We start from the raw sequence: 23,286 nt of genomic DNA, 5'->3' as shown, positions 1-23,286 counted from the left end.
TTAAGGCATGTTTCTTTTTAAAAAACTAAAATTAGATTTCTTAAATCTAATTTAGCTTAGGTCTTTTTTTTCACTAATTTTGTCTTATTGTTTATTATAAATAATTAAAATTTTTACCTCTTAAATTCATATAAGTATATGCTAAAATTTTTCATGAAAAATAAATTTAAATTTACGTTACTTATCATAGCTACCTTCGTTTTTTTTATAGAAGAAACGCAAGCTCAAGACAATATTTATTTTGAACATATTACTACACAAGATGGTTTGTCTCAAAATGATGTAAATTCTATTTATCAAGATAAACAAGGCTATATGTGGTTTGGTACACATGACGGCCTTAATAAATATGATGGGTATAATTTTACTACTTATAATCTTAATCAACAAAATCCTAAAAGTATTAATAGTAACTTAATCTTTACCATTACTGGTGATGACAATAATAACTTATGGATAGGAACATCGGGCAGCGGACTTAATTTTTTTAATAGATCTCTAGAAGAGTTTACACATTTTAAACATGACGAAAACAATATAAACAGTATTGCTAGTAATACCGTTAGATATGTTTTTAAAGACTCAAAAAACAGATTATGGATTTGCACCTACAATGGTTTAGACCTCCTTGATTTAAATGAATCTTTAAGTTCCATAAAATTTAAGCACATTACAATTGCCTCTAGCGAAACTTCTGTAAAAGTAAAAAAACTGAAATCTCTTACTATTTTTGAAGACAGTAACAACAATGTATGGGTTGGTACAGATGAAGGTTTATTTAAGTTAATTGAAGATGAAAACGGAAAAACTTCTCATTTTGAAAAAATAAAAGTAAAATTAAATAACATTAAAAGTATTAAAGAGGATAAAGGCAGGTTATTTTTTGGTGCTAATAGTGGTCTCTATGTCTTAGATTTAAAAAACCCTTCATATGAACCACATTTAATATGGAGAAAAGACTATAAATATTCCATTAACCATATTCTGTTTGTAAATAATCAATTATGGGCAGGAAGTGCAAGTGGATTAATTCTATTTGATAATTCTGGCACTCAAAGAAATCCTAAATTTAGTAAAATCATTACGTATAAAGCGAGTCAAAAAAATGGTATCAGTAAAAATACAATAACATCATTATTTAAAGATAGAACAGGTATTGTTTGGGTAGGTACAAACGGAGGAGGAATAAATAAATTTTATCCTGGAAAAAAACAATTTAAACATGTAAAAAATACTCCAGACCCAAAGAGTTTAAGTTACGATAAAGTAAGAGCAATTTATGAAGATAGTAACGGTTCTCTTTGGGTTGGTACCGAAGGTGGTAGTCTAAACATGTTACCAAAACAAGCCGATAAAAACAACTATTATGGTTTTATAAAATTTCCAAAAATAAATAATGTTTTTACTATTGATGAACTAAAAAGAGGAGATAAAAAAATACTTTTGTTAGGAGAAGGCTCTAATGGTACCAATCTTCAACAATTAGATATTACAGACCCCGATAACATAAAAAAAATAGAATTTAATGATTTCAGCAAAATAAAAGGCAGTATTTTTTCCATATTAGAAGATAGTGACAAAAATATTTGGATTGGTACTTATAATAATGGCATAAATCGTTCTTTATACAACTCACAAACCAAAAGCTATAAAAACGACGTATTAACTTTTGATTATAAAGACTCCTTAAGCGTTCCTAGTCATCTCATTAGAAATATTCTTGAAGATAAAAAAGGAAATATTTGGTTTGGTACAGGAGACGGATTATGTGTTTTATCTAAAACAGAAAAAACAAAAGATAAACCTAAATTTACAATCTATAAAAGTAACGCTGATGATATAAATAGTATTAGCCATAACTATATTTTAGAACTCTTTGAAAGTGAAAAAGGAGATTTATGGATTGGTACTTTTGGCGGTGGATTCAACAAATACGTACCTGCAACAGATAGTACTAAGGTGAAATTTATATCCTATAAAACAGAAAACGGTTTACCAAACAATGTTGTTAAAGGAATTCTCGAAGATGATGACCACGACCTTTGGATATCTACCAACAAAGGTCTTTCTAAATTTAATGAAAATTCTGAAACTTTCATGAATTATGATGTGAATGATGGTTTACAGGATGATGAATTTCAAGAACTTGCAAGGTGTAAACGTAAAAATGGACAATTATTATTTGGTGGCGTAAATGGTTTTAATGTTTTTGAACCAAAAGATATTAAGAACGATACTTTTGAAGCAGAAACAGTAGTCACCAACCTTTTAATAGCAAACAAACCTATTAAAATTGGCGAAAAAGTGAATGGTAGAGTACTGTTAAAAAATCCTTTATGTAACAAATCTACAATTGATTTAAACCATAATGAAAACAGTTTATCTTTTGAGTTTGCTGCATTCCATTATGGAGCTCCTGAAAAAAACGAATTCGCTTATAAACTAGAAGGTTTCAATAAAGATTGGGTGTATACAGATTCTAAAAAAAGATTTGCAACCTATACAAATCTTTCACCAGGTAATTACACATTAAAAGTAAAAGCATCTAACAATGATAAACTTTGGGACTCTACTCCTTTTGAATTAAATTTAAAAATAGCTCCACCTTTTTGGTTAACAAAGTTCGCTTACTTTTTGTACCTTTTATTAATTATAGGCATTTTACTTTTATACAGAAGATATACTATTATTAGTACATCAAAAAAACACAGTTTAGAATTAGAACATGTAGAAAAAGAAAAAACAGATGAACTACAACGAATAAAATTAGAATTCTTTACAAATATAACGCATGAGTTTACAACCCCTTTAACCTTAATAAAAGGACCTTTAAACTTTTTACAAAAAGAAGGAGACAACATTGATAAAGATATTGTTAAAGAACAATACAAGTTAATGCAAAAAAATACAGATTACTTACTTAGACTTATCTCTCAATTACTAGATTTCAGAAAAATGAATCAAGGTCAAATGAGATTGGTGATGAGAAACAGTAATATTGTTCAGTTTATAAAAGAAGTTAGTGAACCTTTTCAGTTCTTAGCACAAAAAAATCTAATAGAATTTACTATAGAATCTACTGATAATCAATTACAATCTTGGTTTGACCATGATACTTTAGAAAAAATAATAAATAATTTACTTTCAAATGCTTTTAAATTTACACCAGATAAAGGTTCAATAACAATTAATATATCAAGAGATAATAAAAGTAATGTAACTTTTAAAAACCCTACTAAGACTTCTAAGTTTGTATATATTCAGGTAAAAGATTCTGGAACAGGAATGGATGAAACTAAAATAGAAAGTATTTTTGAACGTTTCTTTTCTGAAAAAAATAAAGAAAAGAAAGACTCTAAAGGAATGGGTATTGGTTTGGCTTTTGTTAAAGATATTACAGAACTTCACCAAGGTGAAATTAGAGTAATAAGCAAGCACAATGAAGGCACCAATTTTATAGTGAGACTTCCTATAGAGAAAAAAGCGTATCTTAATATTCCAGAAATTACATGTAAAGAAACCTCTGAAAGCGATTTTTACTTACGTTCTTCAGAATCAGATTCTCTTGCAATTAGTATTAATGATGAAATTGAAGATCAACAGTTAAATGAAAAATCAAAATCTGACTTACCCGTTTTACTAGTTGTAGATGATAATGAAGATATTAGAACCTTTATTAAGCTTGCTCTTGGAAAAAAATATAAAATTTATACGGCTGAAAACGGAGAAGAAGGATTAAAATTGGCAGGAAAAATAATTCCGAAAATAATTATTTCTGATATTATGATGCCGGTTATGGATGGTATTGAATTTTGTAATAAAATAAAAACAAAAAAGGAAACCAGTCATATTCCTGTTGTTTTATTAACAGCAAAATTATCTAAAGAAAATGAAAAAATAGGTTTAAGAACAGGTGCAGATGCTTATATTAGAAAACCTTTTGATGTAGAAATTCTGGACTTAAAACTAAATAATATTTTAAACTATAGAGAAGAACTAAGAAGTAAGTTTAACCTAGAAATTACTTTACAACCAAAAGAAATTACGGTTACCTCTGTAGATGAACGCTTTTTACAACAAGCAATGGAAGTTGTAGAAAAACACATGACAAATACAGATTTTAATGTTGAAATGCTAATTAAAGAAATGGGCTATAGCAGAACCAACTTATATACTAAGTTTAAAGAGATTACAGGCCTTTCATCTAGTGAATTTATTAGAAGTATTAGATTAAAAAGAGCCGTACAACTTTTTGAACAAAGTGATCTTTCTGTAAAAGAAATTATGTACATGACAGGTTTTAACACCGCTTCTTACTTTGCAAAATGTTTTAAAAAACAATTTGGTGTTATCCCAAGTGAATATGTAAAACAAAAAAATAAATAAGAATAAGAAAATATTGACTACCTGAGAAATTTCAGTTTTAGAAAAAATATTCTAGTTTAAAAAGTATCCGATAAAAACTTAAAGCATCTTACTTTAAGGTTTTATCATGTACTATGCTCTTTTTTATAAAATGAAGGAGTCCTCTTTGTAAATTTTTTAAATTGTCTATGAAAAAAAGGAACAGATTCATAGCCACAAGCAAAACAAATTTCACGTACAGACCAATCGGTGTCCATTAACATTCTTTTGGCCATATTTATTTTATATTGATTTAAAAAAGTAAAAAAAGGTCTTCCCATTATTTTACTAAAGAAACGAGAAAAAGACTGTTCAGACATGTTAACTAAATCTGCTAATTCTTTTAGTTGTATTTTTTTATGATAATGGCTTTCTACATAATCGTGTACTTTTCTAATGCGAGAACTATATTCTGTAGGCAAATCATCTATAAACCTTTTTTCTGATAGTTCACGATATTCAAAATTAGATAGCAATACCAATATATTCTGAAGTTTTAAATACAATTCCGTTCCTTCTAAAGTCAATAATTCTTTTAAAAGTGAAAACATTTCATTTGCATTTTCTTTTGTAAAAAGGATTCCTTTAGAGGCTGCTTTTAGCATTTTAAAAACATTTTCCATTTCCGGTACTCTTGCATAAATCCCTGTATTCCATTGAATCACTATAGATGAACATGTTGAGTTTTTTACCGAATTATTTTTCCAACAATGCGGCACATTTGTTCTTACTAAAACCAACTCCCCCGCTTCAAACGGACCAACATAATCTCCAATAAATTTGGTTCCAGTACTTTTTTCTATAAAAGTAAGTTCATGCTGAGGATGAAAATGCCAAGGTGCCTCAAACCGATCTCCCGCATACCTAAAAGCAATAATGGATTTCTGATTATTTAAAGGTACTTTTTCAAATTTTGGCTGCATAAGTCTCTATTATATTCCAAATATATTCAACAATTACCAAAATACAACATAATAGGGTACTTTATTGCGTAAATAAGGGAATATTTCATTTTAGAAATAAACAATCTTTGACAACTTTAAAATGTCAATTTAAATATATGAAAGCAAGCGAATTTCCAGATGCATTTAAAAATGCAAGACAAAAAGAAGGAATTGGTAAAATGGACGATCAAAATGATCCAGTAACCATGGTTTTACGTCACAAAGAAGTACGTAAATGTGCACACCAATGGCAAAACTTTCAATCTGGAGGAGATGAAATTGGTAGAATTGTAATTCCGTCTGAAGTAGCTATTAGAGACACCAGACAGATTCCTTTTGAAGTAGATCCACCAAAACATAAATCTTTTAGAGATATTTTAGATCCTTGGTTTAAAAGACCTTTACAGGAAGAGTATTCTGCAAAAATAAAAACAATTATTGATGAAATAGTTGAGGAATCTTTAAATCCTGATGAAGTAGAAGTTGTTGCTGATTTTGCCTTAAAACTGCAATCTAGAGCTTTAACCCTATTATTAAACATTCCGTATTCTGAAGCCGAATTATGGATTTCTTGGGGAACGCACGTTTTTAGAAGTGATGATTCTGATTTAGACGCAGACAAAGCCAATATCTTGTATGATTATATTGACAAACAAATAGATTTGGCTATTGAAACACCAAGTGAAAGTTTGTATTCTGTACTTTTAAATTCTGAAGTTGATGGTAAAAAAATGACCAAAGAAGAAGTAAAAGGGGTATTGATATTAACTTTTGCAGGCGGTAGAGATACCGTAATTAACGCCGTAACCAACTCTATCGCTTACTTTTCTGAGCATCCAAAATCTTTGGCAGCAATAAAGGAAAATCCAGCAATGATTAACAATGCAGTAGAAGAATTGATTCGTTATTTTTCTCCATTAACACAAATGGGACGTGTGGTAACAAAGGATGTACAGGTTTGCGAACATGCTGTAAAAGCAGATACTCGAATTTCTTTAAACTGGGCTTCTGCAAACAGAGACGAAAATGTTTTTGAAAACCCTAACGAAGTGGTTTTAGATAGAAAAGTGAATCCGCATGTTAGTTTTGGATTTGGTACACACAACTGTTTAGGTGCTACGCATGCACGTCAAATATTAAGAATATTGTTGGCTACTTTATCTCAAAAAGTAACCTCAATAGACGTTTTAGAAACAAAAGAAAACATAGAACATCTAGGAGAATTCAACCGTAAGGTTGGTTTTGATGCTCTTAAAGTTAAATTTAATACATAAAAAAGATGGCAAAAATAACATTTATAACAAGCGACAACGAATCAATAACTGTAGAAGGAACTTCTGGTTCTGTAATGGAATTGGCTGTAAACAATAACATTAAAGGAATTGATGGTGATTGTGGTGGCGTTTGCTCTTGCGCAACGTGTCATGTACATGTAGAACCTGAATTTGTGTCAAAAACAGGACAAGCAGAAGAAATGGAAAATGATATGTTAGAGTTTGATGATTTAACCAACGAATACAGCAGACTTTCTTGCCAAATTCAGGTGAGCGAAGCATTAGACGGTGTTGTTTTTAAAGTTGCTAAATAAATTTTGATGTTAGATTCAGTAAATAAAGTTTGTGTTGTAATTGGTGCAAGTCATGCAGGTGTAAATTTTGCTTTCAATTTAAGAAAAGAAGGTTGGCAAGGAGAAATTGTTTTGTTTGATTCAGACCCAAATACGCCTTATCACAGACCACCTTTATCAAAATCTTATATTATTGATGGTGATTTAAATAGCAATCTTTTAAAACCGTTAGAGACTTATCAAAAGGAAAATATCACTTTAAAGCTAGGTGTAAAAGTAACGGCTATCAATAGAGATGATAAAACAATTTCTATTGAAAATGAAGGTGCTCAAAAATATGATAAATTAATCATTGCAACGGGTGCAAGACCTTTTATTCCTCCTATTTCTGGAATTGAAAGTGCTACTAATTTATTTCCGATGAGAACTGCGGATGATGCTATGGCTATTAAAAGTGCTATTGATACATCCGAAGAAAAAAAGGTTGTAATTATTGGTGGTGGTTATATTGGTTTAGAAACTGCAGCTTCCTTAAAAAAAATAGGCGCAAATGTAACCGTATTAGAAAGGGAAGAACGTGTTTTAGCAAGAGTTACTGCGCCAGTTATGTCAGATTTTTTTATGGAACTCCATCAACAAAACAACGTAGAAATTCTAACCAATAAGAATGTTACTTCGATAAAAACAGAAAATGATTTAAATACTGTTTTTTGTGATGATGCAACTTCCTTTGATGCTGATATTATCATTGTAGGTGTTGGTATTCGAGTAAATACGGAGCTTGCTCAAAATGCTGATTTAGACATTGAACAAGGAATTAAAGTAAACGAATTCGCCCAAACTAATGATGAAAACATCTATTCAATTGGCGATTGTACTTTTCATTACAATCCACATTATAAAAGGTATTTACGTTTAGAATCTGTACAAAATGCAGTAGACCAAAGTAAAGTTGCAGCAGCTTCAATTTGTGGTAAAGAAATTATTTATGATACTATTCCTTGGTTTTGGTCAGATCAATATGATGTAAAATTACAAATGGTTGGTTTATCTAACGGCTACAATGATGTTTTAATCAGAAAAGAAGCAACAGAAAATACTAGTTTTTCTGTTTGGTATTTTAAAGATGATGAGTTATTAGCTGTAGATGCCATTAACAACGGGAAAGCCTTTGTATTGGGAACGAGGTTTATCAAAGGAAAACAAAAAATAGACAAAACAAAATTAGTGGATGTTTCAATACCTATGAAACCAACTACTTTTTTATAAAATAAAACAATACACATTTTGAATTAAAATGGTTTACTAAATGTCAGTTCGAGTGATTCCTATTTTTTGAGGAATCGTATCGAGAACTAGTTTAAAAGCTAAAAACGGAATCTAATTGAACGCATTTTATCAAAATGAAAAACAAATTAAAATAAAACTATGAGCATACAATCTAAATCTGCAATTGCTACAGGAGATGGAAATTTTATTATTGATACCATCACAATTGCAGATCCAAAGAGTGATGAAATTATTGTAAAAATTAAAGCTGCTGGTTTGTGTCATACAGATCATGATTCTTTAACTTGGGGAAAACCAATTATTTTAGGTCATGAAGGTGCAGGAATTATAGCGGAAATTGGTGCAGATGTTACGAATTTTAAAGTTGGTGATAAAGTTATTTTAAACTGGGCAACTCCTTGTATGAAATGTTTTCAATGTCAAGAAGGCAATCAACATATTTGTGAAAATAATTCGCCCGTAACCGCTGGAGGAAATGGATTTACTCCTGGTCACGCGCATTTAGAAGGGTCAAAATGGAACAATCAACCTATAGAGCGTTCTTTTAATATTGGTACTCTTGCAGAATATGCTTTGGTAAAAGAATCTGCTTGTGTAAAATTAGAAAGTAAAATGCCAATGCCATCCGCAAGTATTATTAGTTGTGGAGTAATGACAGGTTACGGTTCTGCTGTAAATACGGCGAAAGTTACTGCGGGAAGTTCTGCCGTAATTTTAGGAACTGGAGGTGTAGGTTTAAACGTAATTCAAGGTGCTAGAATATCTGGAGCAGCAAAAATAATTGCAATTGATATTAATGCAGAACGTTTAGAAATGGCTAAACAATTTGGAGCAACGCATACTATTTTAGCAGATAAAAATGATGTTGGATTGATGAAAGCATCAGAAGAAGTTAAGAAATTAACAGAAGGAAGAGGAGCTGATTATGCTTTTGAGTGTACTGCTATTCCTGCTTTAGGCGCTGCGCCATTGGCAATGATTAGAAATGCAGGAACTGCTGTTCAAGTTAGTGGTATTGAAGAAACTATATCAATAGATATGAATCTTTTTGAATGGGATAAAATTTACATCAACCCATTATATGGAAAATGTAGACCACAAATAGATTTCCCAAAATTGGTAAATTTATATGATAAAGGTGATTTATTATTAGATGAAATGATTACCAGAACCTATCCTTTAGAAGATTTACAACAGGCTTTTGATGATATGTTAGCGGGTAAAAATGCAAAAGGAGTTATTGTTTTTGATTAATTAATATAATATTCTTAATTTTTATGAAATACAGAATTCAAGCTTTAGTGTTAATTAGTTTTTTAATTTTTATAACAAATTTTAGCGCGCAAATAAAAGCAACCGAAGGAAAAAAGTGGACCGTTATTAAAAATCTTTCTGATGAATTTAATGGAAAAAAACTAGATAAAAGGAAATGGATTGCAGATCCTGAAGGACATCCCGATTTTGGTTGGATTGGAAGGCCTCCTGCCCTATTTAAAGAAAGTTCGATTACACTTAATAAAGGAAAATTAGAAATTGAAGTTGGTAAATTAGATAAAACTTTTACAAGTTATAAATACAGTACGCCTTCAGTTTATAATTATTATGGAGGTATTATTAGAGCATTAAAATCAATCTCTTATGGTCATTATTTTGAAGCCAAATTTAAAATGAATAAAACAGAAATGGGTGGTGGTTTCTGGCTGATGTCTAAAAATATTTGTGATTTTAAACATGAAATAGATATTACAGAATCTGTCGGTTCTATTTCTCCTTTAGCTGAAGAATGGGGCAAAAAATGGGACAAAATAATGCACTCAAATACCATTCATAGGAAAACCAATTGTAATGAAGCAATTCGTAGTCAAGCCGTTGTTTATCCTGAGGTTAAAAATTCAGATAAATATTACACGTATGGTTGTTGGTGGAAAAGTCCAACCGAATTGTTGTTCTATTTAGACGGGAAACACGTTTATACTGTAAATCCACCAGTCAATTTTAACCAAGAATTATTTCTTCATTTTTCCATCGAAAAATATGATTGGAATCCTATTCCGGAAGATGGAGGGAAAGTAGCAAGTGCATCAAAAGACGACAGAACAACTTATATCGATTACATCAGAACTTATAAATTAGAAGATAAAAATTAAATTTATTCCAATTATTATGAATAGAAAAACATCAATTTTAATTATTGTTTTTAGTAGCATTTTTAGTTTAATATCTGCTCAAGAAACCGAATTATTAAAAAATTGGAAATTCACCAATTACGATTATGGTGCAGCTTTTCAAAAAGATTTTGATGATGCTGATTGGGAAAACGTAACAGTTCCTCATGATTGGGCAGTGCAACAAGATTTTAATTTTGCGCATGATGTGCAATTAACAACTGTAATACAAGATGGTGAAACCAAGCCAAGATATAGAACTGGTAGGTCTGGTGCGTTGCCTTATGTTGGCATTGGTTGGTACAGAACAAATTATAACATTACGGAATCAGAATTAGAAGAAAAAGTTCAGATTCTTTTTGACGGCGCAATGAGCAACGCAAAAGTGTATGTAAATGGCCAATATGTTGGTGAACGTCCTTTTGGTTATATTTCTTTTCATTTTGATATTACAAAATTTCTAAAATCCGGAGATAATACAATAGCAGTTCGATTAGAAAATTTTAATAGTCAATCTCGCTGGTATCCTGGAGCTGGTTTGTATAGAAAAGTATCCGTAATTAAAACTAATAAAACGCACGTTAAAACCTGGGGGACTTTTGTAACGACTCCTGTTATTGCAAAAAGACATGCTGAGGTACATGCAGATATTGAAGTTTTAGGAAGTGGAAATTATACAATGATTAATGAAATCATTTCTCCTGACGGAAAACAAATCGAAAGAAAATCAAAAAAAATCACCATTCAGAAAAACACTAAAATCTCTGAAAACTTTAAAGTTTCTAAACCAAAACTTTGGGATTTAGATACGCCAAATTTATATCAACTTAAAACATCAATTTTAAAGAATGATAAAGTTGTTAATACCTACACAACACCTTTTGGAATAAGAAGCATTCGTTTTGAAGTAGATGGTTTTTATTTAAACGATAAAAAAATAAGGTTTAAAGGTGTTAATATGCATCATGATTTAGGTCCTGTTGGTGCCGCTTTTCATAAAGAATTATTTGTACGTCAGATGAAAAAGATGAAAGAAATGGGTGTAAACGCAATTCGTTTTTCTCACAATCCTCCTGCTCCAGAAGCTTTAGATATTTGTGATGAAATGGGACTTTTAGCCATTGATGAAGCTTTTGACGAATGGCAAATTGGTAAAGTAATGAATGGGTATTCTAAACATTTTGACAAATGGGCTAAAACAGACTTAACAGATATGATTTTGCGTGATAGAAATCACCCAAGTATTATAATGTGGAGTATTGGTAATGAAATTATGGAGCAATATAAACACGATCCAAATAATATAACCGATTACTTAAATAAAATTGTAAAAACTTTAGATACAACGCGTGCTACAACTGCTGGTTTTAACTCAGCTTCTGGTTCTTTAAAAAGCGGAATGGCCGAAATAGTTGATGTTGCAGCCTTTAATTATAAACCTGGTATTTATAATCAAATAAGAAAAGAATATCCGAATTTAAAATTTTTCGCAAGTGAAACCGGTGGATCTGTTAGTGTTAGAAACAGCTATAAATTCCCAGTAGTTTTTGATACCATTCATACGAAAAGAGGAAACTCTTTAAATACAAATACTTATAAAGATGGTTATCCTGGTAACTATGAAACTACCAATGTTTCTTGGGGATATCCTGCTTATAAAGAGTTTGCTGCACAAGACAAAAACACAAGTGTTTATGGCGAATTTGTTTGGACGGGTTATGATTATTTAGGAGAACCTTCTCCTTATCACGAAGTAAAAGCTAGAAGTTCTTATTTTGCGCCAGTTGATTTTATTGGTTTAGAAAAAGATAAATTCTACCTATATCAAACACAATGGAAAAAGGATAAAGATGTACTACACTTTTTTCCTCATTGGACTTTACCTGAAATGAAAGGTAAAGAAATTCCAGTTGTATGTTATACTTCTTATGAAAAAGCTGAATTATTTGTGAATGGAAAAAGCTATGGAATTCAAACTAAAAAACCATTAAAAAATCATGAGTACGAAAGTAATTCTATAGACAAATCTGCTTCTGGAGGTGGTAATTGGGATTTATTTAAAGCCTATGCTATTGTTTGGGATGCTGTAGTTTATGAACCTGGAGAAGCTAAAATTGTAGCTTATAATAAAAAAGGAAAGAAAGTTGCTGAAGTGACACGAGTTACTGCCGGTGAGCCTCATCATATAGAAATAAAACCAGAATTAAAAACCATTAAAAACGGAGAAGTTGGTGTTTATATAATTTCTGTTTTAGATAAAAACGGCAATTTATGTGTAAATTACAATGAGAACATGCACATACAAGTTGATGGAGCCGCTACATTTTTAGCATCAGGAAATGGAGATCCAACCAATTTGCAAAACTTATCGAAACCCGAAAGAAAATTCTTTAACGGACAAGCAGCTATTTTTGTGAAATCGAAAGAAAAAGGAACTATTAAAGTTGCCATTAAATCGAAGAAATTACAAGGAACCAGCAATTCATTAATTATAAATTAAAAATTTATATGGCATCAAGCTTTAAAACTGTAGAACTTTCAGATTCTAGTTTCGAATCTCAAGGACTAAGATTTTTAACCGTAAAAACGCCTAATTTAAAAGGTAGAGGAGATATTTGTTTGTATGTACCACAAGTGGATAATCTGGATGATTTACCAATTTATATCTTATTACATGGCGTTTATGGAAGTGCTTGGATTTGGGCGCTAAAAGGAGGCGCTCATAAAACCGCTGAAAGATTAATGCAAAACGGAACTATAAAACCCGCTATAATTGCAATGCCTTCAGACGGACTTTGGGAAGATAGTTCTGCTTATTTTTCTCATCATCAAAAACAGTTTGATAATTGGATTGTGAATGATGTTATTATGGCTATTAAAGAAAATATTCCTGAAGCAAAGAATTCTAACTCAACCTGTATTGGCGGTTTGTCTATGGGAGGTTATGGCGCTTTATCTTTAGGCGGAAGATTTCCTGAGAAATTTAAAGCTATTTCTGGTCATAGTTCTATTACCAAATTAGAACAAATGCAACTTTTTACAGATGATCCTTTAGATGAGTATTTAAAAGAAAGTAAAACTCCTAATATAATAGACATTCTAAAAGATAATAAAAACAGCTTACCTCCTATTCGTTTTGATTGTGGGGTTAGTGACTGTCTATTTCCAGCTAATAAATTACTACATGAGGAACTTTTAACAGCTAATATTCCACATATATTTGAAGAATTCAAAGGAAGTCATGAATGGCCTTATTGGGTGAAAAACTTAGAAAAAACCTTGCTTTTTTTTAATAAAAACCGATAATACTTTATAGAACCACTACTAATTAACAAACTCCATTAAACCAAATTTATCTGGTTGATGAACGTCTTTTGAAATATCATAAATAGGAAAAATTGTAGAAGTAATTCTACGTTCTCCCTCTGCTTCGTTTCTTTCTTGTCTAATTGCTAAAAACCGCCATTTATTTCCCTCTTGTACGGGCTCAAATTTACTTAAAAAACCAAAAGTAGTTAACGGGATTTTTAATTCCATAGTCCATCCCTTATCTATATCACTATTATTATTTACAGTACCATTATATACCACTTCAACTTGATGATCTGGATTAAACGTTTTAAGAGCCGTATTAGTTCCTTGATAATAATCATTAAAATAAAGCAGATCATTTACTGCTTTAAATAAATTAATTTCAAAGCAAAAATGCGTATCTAAGCTTTCTGAAGTAGGAATAATAAATATTTCTGCACAATCATCAAAATAAGGTGCACCATCTCTTTCTGTCTCTCTAGCATTTAAATATTTATCTTCCAATTCATAAAAAAGGTATAGGTTATTTTCATCCCATAACATTCTAAGTGTTGTTTTTTGTTTATCACTGGGCTTCTCATCATTATAAGTAAAATCAAATGTTCTGCTTTCCGTTTTAGACCAAATAGCTTCATCCATTTTTCCATCAATAATTATTGGCTCATTTGTTTTAGAAACTTTAAATATGGGCGGCTCTGGTATTGCTTTTTGACATCTAGTTATAACCACGAAAATCATTATAAACAAACAAAAAATGATACCATAAGCTTTAAAGTTTTTCATAATAGATATTTTAGTTTTTAATATTTATTTGAAATGCAATAACGTACTAATTGTTAACTTTTAACATCATCAATCATCTTTTTAACACCACCTATTATCTAATCCGTTTTCATCATCAATTAATTGTAATTTATCCACTCTCAAAAAAAATGAATTATTTAGATTTAAACAAGAAGGAATAAAACAGTTAATTCAGAAAAAGAACATCAGTTGTTTTACAAAGACATTTTGTTTTCCTTAAGATTATATTTAATTAGTTTATTTGAATAACTAATCATTAAAAAAAAACTTTAAACAAACTACTATCTTTATCTTATAAATAATTCCAAAACAAGACAACTAAAAATGAAAAAACCAATTATAAAAACTACACTACTTACAATATTTTTTTTCAGTTTAATTATTAGCTGTAAAGTAAAAAAACAATACAACACTTTTTCTAAAAAGACAGAAAACACCATTTTAATTTTCTCAAAAACAAATGGATACAGACACAAATCTATTACAGAAGGGATTACAGCCATCAAAAAATTAGGACAAGAAAATGGATGGAAAACAGATACTACAGAAGATTCTTTACAATTTAATTATCAGAATTTAAAAAAATATAAAACACTTGTTTTTTTAAACACTACAGGTAATGTCTTAAATAATCAACAAGAAAAAGATTTTGAAAAATACATAAATGAAGGCGGTGGTTTTGTTGGTATTCATGCTGCTACCGACACTGAATACGATTGGCCTTTTTATGAACAAATGATTGGAGCACAATTTAAATCGCATCCAAAACAACAAAAAGCTACGCTAAAAGTTAATAAAGAAAGTAACCATGCTGCAATAGCGCATTACAATGATACATTTGAAGTATTTGATGAATGGTACAATTTTAAAAAACCTGCTGCAAAACATGTCAATGTATTATTAGAATTGGATGAAACGTCTTATTCAGGTAAAAGGATGGGGACAAAACATGCTATTTCTTGGTATCATCATTTTCAAGGTGGTCGTATTTTTTATACCGGAATGGGACACACCAAAGAAGCATATACAAATACCGATTTTCTACAACATTTAAAAGAAGGAATTTTATGGACTATAAAAGAAAAGAATGTTGCTATTGATAAAAATGGCGAAGATTTATTAGATTCAAACTTGTCTAAATGGGATGTTTGGATAGGAGCTGTTCATCCTTCGGTGGATATCAATTTTGAAAAATCTAAAGATGTCACAAAAGGAAAACCAATGGGTTTAAATAATGATCCGTAAAAAGTGTTTTCTATCATCAAAGAAAATAACAAAAACGTTTTAAAAATTAGTGGTGAAATATACGGAGGGTTAACCTCTAAAAATGAATATGGTAATTATCATTTTACCACCCAATTTAAATGGGGAGAAAAAAAATGGGAACCTCGCATAAAAGGCAAAAGAGATAGCGGTATTTTATATCATGCTAAAGGAGTTCATGGAGCATTTTGGAACACTTGGATGGCTTCTTTAGAGTTTCAAATACAAGAAGGAGATTGTGGAGATTTTATTGCTTTGGGCGATGTCTATGGAGATGTACCTGCTGATAGAAAGTTAAACAAAAAAGGAAAACCCTTTTTTATATACAATCCTAAAGGAAAAGAAATTCCTTTAAAATACGCTACTGGTTTTGAATCTGGAAGATCAACTAAATCTTCTTTATATGAAAACCCTAATGGCGCATGGAATACCTTAGAAATTTACTGTTTAGATAATGAAAGTATTCATTTAGTAAATGGGCATGTTGTTAATAGAATAAAAAATACTCGTTACAACCTTGCTGGTAAAACTATACCTGTAACTAGAGGTAAAATTCAAATACAATCTGAAGCTGCAGAAGTGTATTATAAAAATATGAAGATAACACCTATTACAAAATTTCCTTCAAAGTTTTCTAAATTATAACATTAGAATAATTTGTAATACTTATAAAATAAAAATGAATACCTTATATTAAATAGCATGAATAATCTAAAAATTATCTTTTTCAGTATCACTTTAACTTTTCTATTAGCATGTAATACCACTCCAGAAAGTAATGAAATTAAAGGGGATGAATTAATTATGTCTAAAGTTGATAGTTTACTAAAATTAATGAGTCTTGAAGAAAAGGTAGGACAGCTTTCACAAAGATTTTCAGCAGGATTAGATAATAAATTATCTGATGATATTAAAAACGGACAAGTTGGATCTTTACTTAATGGCAGAAAAAATTTTTATACTGTAAAAGAAAGAAACAAGATTCAGAAAATAGCGATTGAAGAAACCAGGCTAGGAATTCCTATTATCTTTGGACATGATGTTATACATGGGTTTCGTACTATTTTTCCAATAAGTCTTGCGCAATCATGCACATGGTCTCCAAAATTAATTGAAAGAGCTAATTCCGTTGCAGCATCAGAAGCAGCAGCGAATGGAGTTGATTGGGCTTTTGCTCCTATGGTAGATGTTTCAAGAGATCCTCGTTGGGGACGTATTGCAGAGTCATATGGTGAAGATACTTACCTAAATGCTGTTTTTAGTAAAGCTGCTGTAAACGGTTTTCAGGGTACAGATGTTTCAAGCGAAGGCAAAGTAATTGCTTGTTTAAAGCATTTTGTTGGTTATGGTGCAGCAACCGGAGGTCGAGACTATCAATACACAGAAATATCCGACAGAACAATGCATGAAGTTTATTTACCTTCATTTGAAGCTGGTGTTAATGCTGGTGCTTTAACTGTAATGTCTGCTTTTAATGATATTAATGGAGTGCCCGCCACAGCAAATAAAAAATACATCCGAGAAACTTTAAAGGAAAAAATGAACTTTAATGGTTTTGTTGTTAGCGACTGGGATGCTGTAGAAGAACTGATAAAACACGGTATTGCTTCTGATAAAAGGGAAGCAGCACTTTTGGCTATCAATGCCGGAGTTGATATGGAAATGAAAACTCTTACATATCAAGAACTTACTGAGGAAGTTAAAGCCAACAATCTTTCAGAAAATATTATTGATGAGGCCGTTCGAAGAATCTTATTTGTCAAATATAAAAAAGGTTTATTTAAAAATCCTTATACCTCTCTTACTAATATAGATAAAGCAAATCCTACTTTAGAAAAAAGAAAATTAGCAAGACAGATTGCAAGTGAATCTATGGTATTGTTAAAAAATAAAGAAAATATATTACCCTTAAAAAACAAGAAGATTAATATTGCTGTTGTTGGTTTATTTGCCAATGAAACGAATGTTATGGGTTGGTGGCAATCTTTAGGAAAAAATGAAGAAGTAGTTACCCCCTATTCTGGATTAAAAAATAATGCCGATAGCTACATTACAATAACTAAAGAGGTAAATTCTAAAACAGATGTTATAATTGCCTGTGTTGGTGAAAGCTCAACTTTGTTTGGTGAAAATCATTCACGTACAAATATTAAATTACCTAACAATCAAGAAGCTTTTTTAAATAAACTAAAGAAAAAAGAAAAACCAATTATCACAGTAGTATTTAATGGTCGTCCTCTTGATTTAACAGGAGTTTTAGAATCTTCTGAGGCCGTATTAATTGGTTGGCATCCTGGTATTGAAACAGGTAATGCTTTAGCAGATTTAATTTATGGAAAAAGCAATCCGTCAGGTAAATTGACAACTAGTTTTCCAAAATCAGTAGGTCAAATACCTGTCTATTATAATCAGAGAAATAGCGGAAGACCTCATCAATCTAATTATAGAGATGAAACGTCTAAACCTTTATTTCCGTTTGGCTTTGGGCTAAGTTATTCTAACTTTGAATATGATAATTTGATAGTATCCAAAGAAAAATTAAACCGTAAAGACTCGCTCCTTATTTCTGCGAAAATTACAAATAATAGTAATGTTCAGGGAACAGAAATTGTGCAATTATATGTACAAGATATTGTGGGATCTACAACCAGACCCGTGAAAGAATTAAAAGGGTTCCGAAAGATTACGCTAGCTCCTAATGAATCGAAAGTGGTGAATTTCACATTAAAAACTAATGATTTAACAGTACTTAACGACGATTTTAACCCAATAATAGAACCTGGTAAATTTAATATTTGGATAAGTACCAATTCTGATAAAGGCTTGAAAGGTACATTTGAAATTGAGTAATAATATTTTTAGAGTAGCTAACTATATTTCGTCTAAACGTACCCAAAACTATTTAGAACACTTAAACCAATTTTTAGATTTCTTTGAAAACAGGATTAAATTATAAAAAATCTAATCTCTTCGTTTTTTTTAGGTGCTTATTCATGTATTTATTTGAATGGTTTTATAGATTTACAAATTTAACAATGAATTACAAGTTTAAAGGCATTTATAGACTTGACAAAAACTATACAAAACTAAACACAAGAATTATAAAGCACTGTAAACATAAAATTATATTAAAAACCTATAAATTCTTTTTTACTTAAAAAATGTTGCTCTATATTGGGCAGGTGTTTGCTTTGTAAATAACTTGAATTTTCTATGAAAAAAAGAAAGGTTTGGATAACCTGTTTCAAAAGCTATTTGTTCAACAGAAATTTCAGATTCTTTTAAAAATTCGCAAGCTTTACTAACCCTATATTCATTTAAATAAGAAGTAAAAGTTTTATTAAATGACCTCTTAAAAAATTTAGAAAACGAAACTGGAGTCATAAAAACCAAATCTCCTAATTGCGAAGCTTCTATTTTATTTTGATAATTTTCATCTACAAAATTGATAATATTTCTAATTCTATCTGAAACCAAAGAATTGACATTAAAACGTGCACCTAAACTTAATACCTCATATTTTTCTAAAGATAATTCATGAAGTAATTTTATAAATTCTATTAATCGAAGTGTTGTAGATGTTTCTTTCATAGAAATCATTTTTGCACCAATATCTTTTGCAATAATTTCATTGAATACTAATCCGTAGTTACTACTAATCAACATTTTTTTTATCAAAGAAAACTCATCTTTATCCATCCATCCATCTCCTAATACATCTTTTCTAAATTGAATTACAGTAGATTTAGCAAGTTCTTTTGTACTTCTATTTGTTTTCCAACAATGAGGTAAATTGGGCCCTAATAAGACTAATTCTCCTGGTTGATATGCTTGTATAGAATTCCCAACACTTCTTATCCCTCTGCTTTCAGTAATAAATGTTAGTTCCCATTCAGGATGATAATGCCAAGGAGTTCCAAACTCTAATTTTTCGAAAACTCGATAATGAAAAGATTGATTAGTAGTATTAGAAATGGGTTCAAAAACAGCTTTCAATATGTATATATTTTCGAATAAAAAAATTATTACATAAAATATACGGAAAAATAGTACACTTTACAACTAAATATGTATTTAATACCTCATCTAAATCAGTCGTAATTTTACTCTATAATTTAAAAGAGAATAACATGAAATTTGATGTAATAGTTTCTGGGATGATGGTTGTAGATATTTTAGCTGAGGTTCCTTTAAATGTAAATTTAGGATCAAAACACGAAGTTTCAAAAATAATTATTCAAGGGGGTGCTCCTGCAGGAAATGCTGCTTGTGTTATTGCTCAAAACAATTTAAAGACAGCGTTTTTAGGATATAAAGCAGACAATACTTTAAGTTTAATCGCTAGAGAAGAACTAAAAAGGTATAATGTTGACACCTCGTTATTAATTAACAATCCAGATTTTCAACCTGCAATTGCTGTTGTTGAAATAAATACTAAAAATGGAGATCGTACCGTTTATTACTCAACAAATAACTACAAACCACTTCTACCAAAAGATATTAATGAAGATTGGATTAAAAACAGTAAATTATTATTAGTAGATGGTTATGATGTTGTTGGAAATTTAGAACTTCTAAAAATTGCTAATAAACATAACATTCCCTCTGTTTTAGATATTGAAGCTGGAGATATTTCTGTATTAAAAAAAATGATTTCTTTAGGTAGTCATATTATTCTGCCACTAGAAGGAGCTCAAATGATTACTGAATTAGACTTACCAGAAGAATGCATCAATGCATTGAGTTTAATAACCAATGGACAATTAGTAATTACTGATGGTGCTAATGGAAGTTGGGCTTTAGAAAATGAAAGAATTATTCATCAAGCTGCTTTTCCTACTGAAGTTGTAGATACTACTGGTTGTGGAGATGCTTTTCATGGCGCTTATGCATCGGCTTTGTTAAAAGGAAAAAACTTAGCTAAACGATTGGAATATGCTTCTGCTTATGCATCTATAATTGCAACCCATTTTGGAGGGAGAAGTTATTTTCCGAGTACTAAAGAAGTGGAACAAATACTATTAAAAAAATAAAATTATGGCAACAGATGTCTTAGAAAAACCCGTATTAAAACCTAAAGATTTAAATTTAGACATACTACAACGTAAAGGTGTGGTAGCTGAAGAAATGGAGAAACTTATTTGTAAAGCTCCAGAAAAAAAAGATGTAAAAATAGGATTAATTGGAATTGGTTTTGAACTACATTTCGATTGGAAAAAAGCAAAAGAATCTTATACAGAAGCTACAGAACAAATTAAAAGTGTATTTGGTTCTAACAATCAATTATTAGCTTTAAAAGAACCTATTCAAACTAAAAAAGCTGTATTAGAAGCCTTAAATAATTTTAAGACCGAAGATATGAGTGGCTTAATTATTTACCAGGCTTCTTACATCTCTGGTGATTTGGCTTTAGCTATAGGAAATTGGTTACGAGAAAACAAAATGCCTTTATTAAGTTGGTCTCATGATGAAGTTACAGGAGGAAGATTAACCGCTAACAGATTATGTGGACAAAACTTTTTACTAAACATCTTAAATTCTCTAGAAGTAAAATATTCTTGGGTTTTTGACAGACCAAAATCTAAACAACTAGATCTTATTTTAGACAAATTTATTAGAGTAGTAAGTGCAAAAAAAAGAATGCAACATGCCACCATTTTAATGGTTGGAGGTATGAGAGTTCCTGGTTTTTATGACTGCGAATTAAATGAAATGTCTATTAGCAAACATCTAGGTTTGGCTGTTGATAGAGTAGATATTGAAACTGTTTGGAAACATGGAGAACAATTTAAAAACGAAGATGTAGATGCCATTGTACAAAAATTGATTAATTCTAAGCTTTGTAAGTACCAAGGTGTAAGCAAAAGAGAATTGTTTTTATCTGTTCGTTTTAGTTTAGCCATTGCAAATTATGCTCGAGAAGGAGATTATATTGGAATTGCACTAAAAAATTGGCCAGAATTATTTGATAATTATCAAATTGCAGGGGATGGAGCTGGAGCTTTAGTACAAGATTTAGGAATTCCTGTTGCAGATGAATCTGATATGGGAGCTTTAATAACCATGGTTACTATGAATGAAATTAGTAACGGAAATTCATTACCTACATTAACAGACATGTCTATTCTTAATGATAAAGAAAATAAATTAGGAATGTGGCATTGTGGCGGTTCTTCTACAAGATTGATGAGAAAAGGTACAAAGTTTGAAATTAGAAACCATAGTATTTTAGATAATTATGATGAGGAACAATCTTATGGAATGTTGCTAGAGTTTTTATTAGAAAAAGGAGACATCACAATTGCTAAATATCAATATCCTCACGCTTCTAGTATGCTTTCTTTTGAAGGTGAAATTATAGATTCTCCAATGCGATTTAGAGGTGCTTACGGAGAAGTATCTCCCAAAAATGAAAAAGCCTCAGCAATTGTTGGTACTATCTTAAGTAATGGATTAGATCACCATTGGATAATTGGAAGAGGTCATATACAAGAAGATCTAAAAGAATTTAATCATTGGGCAAACATAGAAAACCTGGAGTTTGTAAAACCTGGAACAACAGGTAGAAGTATTCAAAAAAAACTTAACTTTTAAAAATAAAACATGAAAAAACAAAATTTAATACAATTACAAAAGGACTATAGAGCTGCACAAAAATGTTTAATCGGGTTTAACGTAAACGACATTTACGATATGAAAGCTGTTGCTCTAGCTGCAGAAGAAGCAAATTGCCCAGTAATGGTAATGACCTATCCTCCGGTTGTAGAACTTAACTCTAGTTATTTATGCAAAAAAATGTTAGAAGGTATACAACCTTACACAAAACAACCTATTTATCTTCACTTAGATCATAGTGTTTCTGTAGATATGTGTAAAAAAGCAATTGATGATGGTTATGATTCTGTAATGATTGATGGTTCTCAAAAAAGCTTGAAAGAGAACATAGCTATGACCAAAGAAGTTACTAGATACGCAGAATCTTCAGGTGTTTTAGTAGAAGCTGAAATTGGTAAAATAATGGGAAGAGGTGTTGTTATTAAATCTGATGATGATTTCTTAGCAAGTGTTGCAGATGTAAAAGCAATTGTAGAAGAAGCAAACCCACATATTATGGCTGTAGGAATTGGTACCGCACACGGTTTTACTCCAACAACTCCAAAAATTCATTTTGATAGATTACTAGAAATAGCCGAAGCTATTCCAAACCCATTAGTATTACATGGCGGAACAGGAATCCCTGATTTAGACATTCAAAAGGCAATTACAATGGGAGTTGCAAAATTGAATGTAGGAACCATTGTTCATACCACTTATATGAAAGAATTATATAAAGAAATGGGCAAAGATCTTAACGCTGCATATCCTCCATTTTTAATGAAAGATGTAATTCCTAGAATTAAAGATGTAGTTTTAAATAGATTAGAAGCTGTTAATTTTAAAAGGGCACTGTCTCATAAAGTGTGTAAGTTTTAAAATCTCAGGTTAATTAATTAACCTGAGATTTTTTTATTAATTTTAAATTTTACATACTTATGAA

17 protein-coding genes are annotated in these 23,286 nt (G+C 30.4%); 14 read left to right on the top strand and 3 right to left on the bottom strand.

What is annotated here, in order from left to right; genetic code table 11:
- Positions 1 to 153: 153 nt before the first annotated feature.
- Positions 154 to 4,386, top strand: a complete 4,233-nt coding sequence (locus MPF19_RS03685; protein ID WP_249986821.1) for a hybrid sensor histidine kinase/response regulator transcription factor — start codon at positions 154 to 156, stop codon at positions 4,384 to 4,386.
- Positions 4,387 to 4,490: 104 nt separating this feature from the next.
- On the opposite strand, the gene MPF19_RS03680 is transcribed toward MPF19_RS03685, so the two are convergent.
- Complete coding sequence (locus MPF19_RS03680; RefSeq protein WP_203393134.1) at positions 4,491 to 5,327, bottom strand: AraC family transcriptional regulator; 837 nt, start codon at positions 5,325 to 5,327, stop codon at positions 4,491 to 4,493.
- 137 nt (positions 5,328 to 5,464) lie between these two features.
- Here MPF19_RS03680 and MPF19_RS03675 point away from each other — a divergent pair, with 137 nt between their 5' ends.
- The 7 genes from MPF19_RS03675 to MPF19_RS03645 all read left to right on the top strand — a co-directional run bounded on the left by MPF19_RS03675 (position 5,465) and on the right by MPF19_RS03645 (position 13,676).
- On the top strand, positions 5,465 to 6,622 hold the full coding sequence (locus tag MPF19_RS03675; RefSeq protein ID WP_249986820.1) for a cytochrome P450: 1,158 nt from the start codon (positions 5,465 to 5,467) through the stop codon (positions 6,620 to 6,622).
- 5 nt (positions 6,623 to 6,627) lie between these two features.
- A complete protein-coding gene (locus MPF19_RS03670; RefSeq protein WP_203393136.1) occupies positions 6,628 to 6,936 on the top strand; it encodes a 2Fe-2S iron-sulfur cluster-binding protein in 309 nt (102 codons plus the stop codon).
- Between the two features lie 6 nt (positions 6,937 to 6,942).
- A complete protein-coding gene (locus MPF19_RS03665) occupies positions 6,943 to 8,184 on the top strand; it encodes an NAD(P)/FAD-dependent oxidoreductase (protein ID WP_249986819.1) in 1,242 nt (413 codons plus the stop codon).
- Between the two features lie 159 nt (positions 8,185 to 8,343).
- Positions 8,344 to 9,459 carry a Zn-dependent alcohol dehydrogenase gene (locus MPF19_RS03660; protein WP_249986818.1) on the top strand — a complete coding sequence of 372 codons (1,116 nt, stop codon included), beginning with the start codon at positions 8,344 to 8,346 and terminating at the stop codon, positions 9,457 to 9,459.
- A 23-nt stretch (positions 9,460 to 9,482) separates the two neighbouring features.
- The gene (locus tag MPF19_RS03655; protein ID WP_249986817.1) at positions 9,483 to 10,352 is read left to right on the top strand and encodes a LamG domain-containing protein; all 870 of its coding nucleotides are present in this window, start codon (positions 9,483 to 9,485) and stop codon (positions 10,350 to 10,352) included.
- 16 nt (positions 10,353 to 10,368) lie between these two features.
- The gene (locus MPF19_RS03650; RefSeq protein WP_249986816.1) at positions 10,369 to 12,870 is read left to right on the top strand and encodes a glycoside hydrolase family 2 TIM barrel-domain containing protein; all 2,502 of its coding nucleotides are present in this window, start codon (positions 10,369 to 10,371) and stop codon (positions 12,868 to 12,870) included.
- 8 nt (positions 12,871 to 12,878) lie between these two features.
- Complete coding sequence (locus MPF19_RS03645) at positions 12,879 to 13,676, top strand: alpha/beta hydrolase (RefSeq protein WP_249986815.1); 798 nt, start codon at positions 12,879 to 12,881, stop codon at positions 13,674 to 13,676.
- 18 nt (positions 13,677 to 13,694) lie between these two features.
- Here MPF19_RS03645 and MPF19_RS03640 read toward each other — a convergent pair whose 3' ends face one another.
- Positions 13,695 to 14,465: a carbohydrate-binding family 9-like protein gene (locus MPF19_RS03640; RefSeq protein ID WP_249986814.1), complete on the bottom strand. Its 771-nt coding sequence runs from the start codon at positions 14,463 to 14,465 to the stop codon at positions 13,695 to 13,697.
- Positions 14,466 to 14,810: 345 nt separating this feature from the next.
- Here MPF19_RS03640 and MPF19_RS03635 point away from each other — a divergent pair, with 345 nt between their 5' ends.
- From MPF19_RS03635 to MPF19_RS03625, 3 genes are read left to right on the top strand one after another with little or no spacing between them, the layout of a single operon-like run.
- Positions 14,811 to 15,731: a ThuA domain-containing protein gene (locus MPF19_RS03635; protein WP_249986813.1), complete on the top strand. Its 921-nt coding sequence runs from the start codon at positions 14,811 to 14,813 to the stop codon at positions 15,729 to 15,731.
- A 3-nt stretch (positions 15,732 to 15,734) separates the two neighbouring features.
- Complete coding sequence (locus MPF19_RS03630; protein WP_249986812.1) at positions 15,735 to 16,394, top strand: 3-keto-disaccharide hydrolase; 660 nt, start codon at positions 15,735 to 15,737, stop codon at positions 16,392 to 16,394.
- 57 nt (positions 16,395 to 16,451) lie between these two features.
- A complete protein-coding gene (locus MPF19_RS03625) occupies positions 16,452 to 18,599 on the top strand; it encodes a glycoside hydrolase family 3 N-terminal domain-containing protein (RefSeq protein ID WP_249986811.1) in 2,148 nt (715 codons plus the stop codon).
- A 300-nt stretch (positions 18,600 to 18,899) separates the two neighbouring features.
- Here the strand turns inward: MPF19_RS03625 and MPF19_RS03620 are convergent, their stop codons facing one another.
- Entirely contained in the window at positions 18,900 to 19,745 is an 846-nt protein-coding gene (locus tag MPF19_RS03620) for an AraC family transcriptional regulator (RefSeq protein WP_249986810.1), read from the bottom strand.
- A gap of 134 nt (positions 19,746 to 19,879) precedes the next feature.
- Here MPF19_RS03620 and MPF19_RS03615 point away from each other — a divergent pair, with 134 nt between their 5' ends.
- The 3 genes from MPF19_RS03615 to MPF19_RS03605 are packed head-to-tail and all read left to right on the top strand — an operon-like array spanning position 19,880 to position 23,222.
- On the top strand, positions 19,880 to 20,782 hold the full coding sequence (locus MPF19_RS03615; RefSeq protein WP_203393145.1) for a carbohydrate kinase family protein: 903 nt from the start codon (positions 19,880 to 19,882) through the stop codon (positions 20,780 to 20,782).
- A gap of 4 nt (positions 20,783 to 20,786) precedes the next feature.
- Positions 20,787 to 22,343 (top strand): L-fucose/L-arabinose isomerase family protein, encoded by a 1,557-nt coding sequence (locus tag MPF19_RS03610; protein ID WP_249986809.1) that lies wholly within the window; start codon positions 20,787 to 20,789, stop codon positions 22,341 to 22,343.
- Between the two features lie 9 nt (positions 22,344 to 22,352).
- Positions 22,353 to 23,222 (top strand): class II fructose-bisphosphate aldolase, encoded by an 870-nt coding sequence (locus MPF19_RS03605; RefSeq protein ID WP_249986808.1) that lies wholly within the window; start codon positions 22,353 to 22,355, stop codon positions 23,220 to 23,222.
- Positions 23,223 to 23,286 lie beyond the last annotated feature (64 nt).

This window comes from Polaribacter sp. Z014 (assembly GCF_023555435.1).
GTDB lineage: Bacteria > Bacteroidota > Bacteroidia > Flavobacteriales > Flavobacteriaceae > Polaribacter.
The sequence above is the reverse complement of the archived record's forward strand: the minus strand, read 5'-3'. Positions and strand labels throughout refer to the sequence as shown.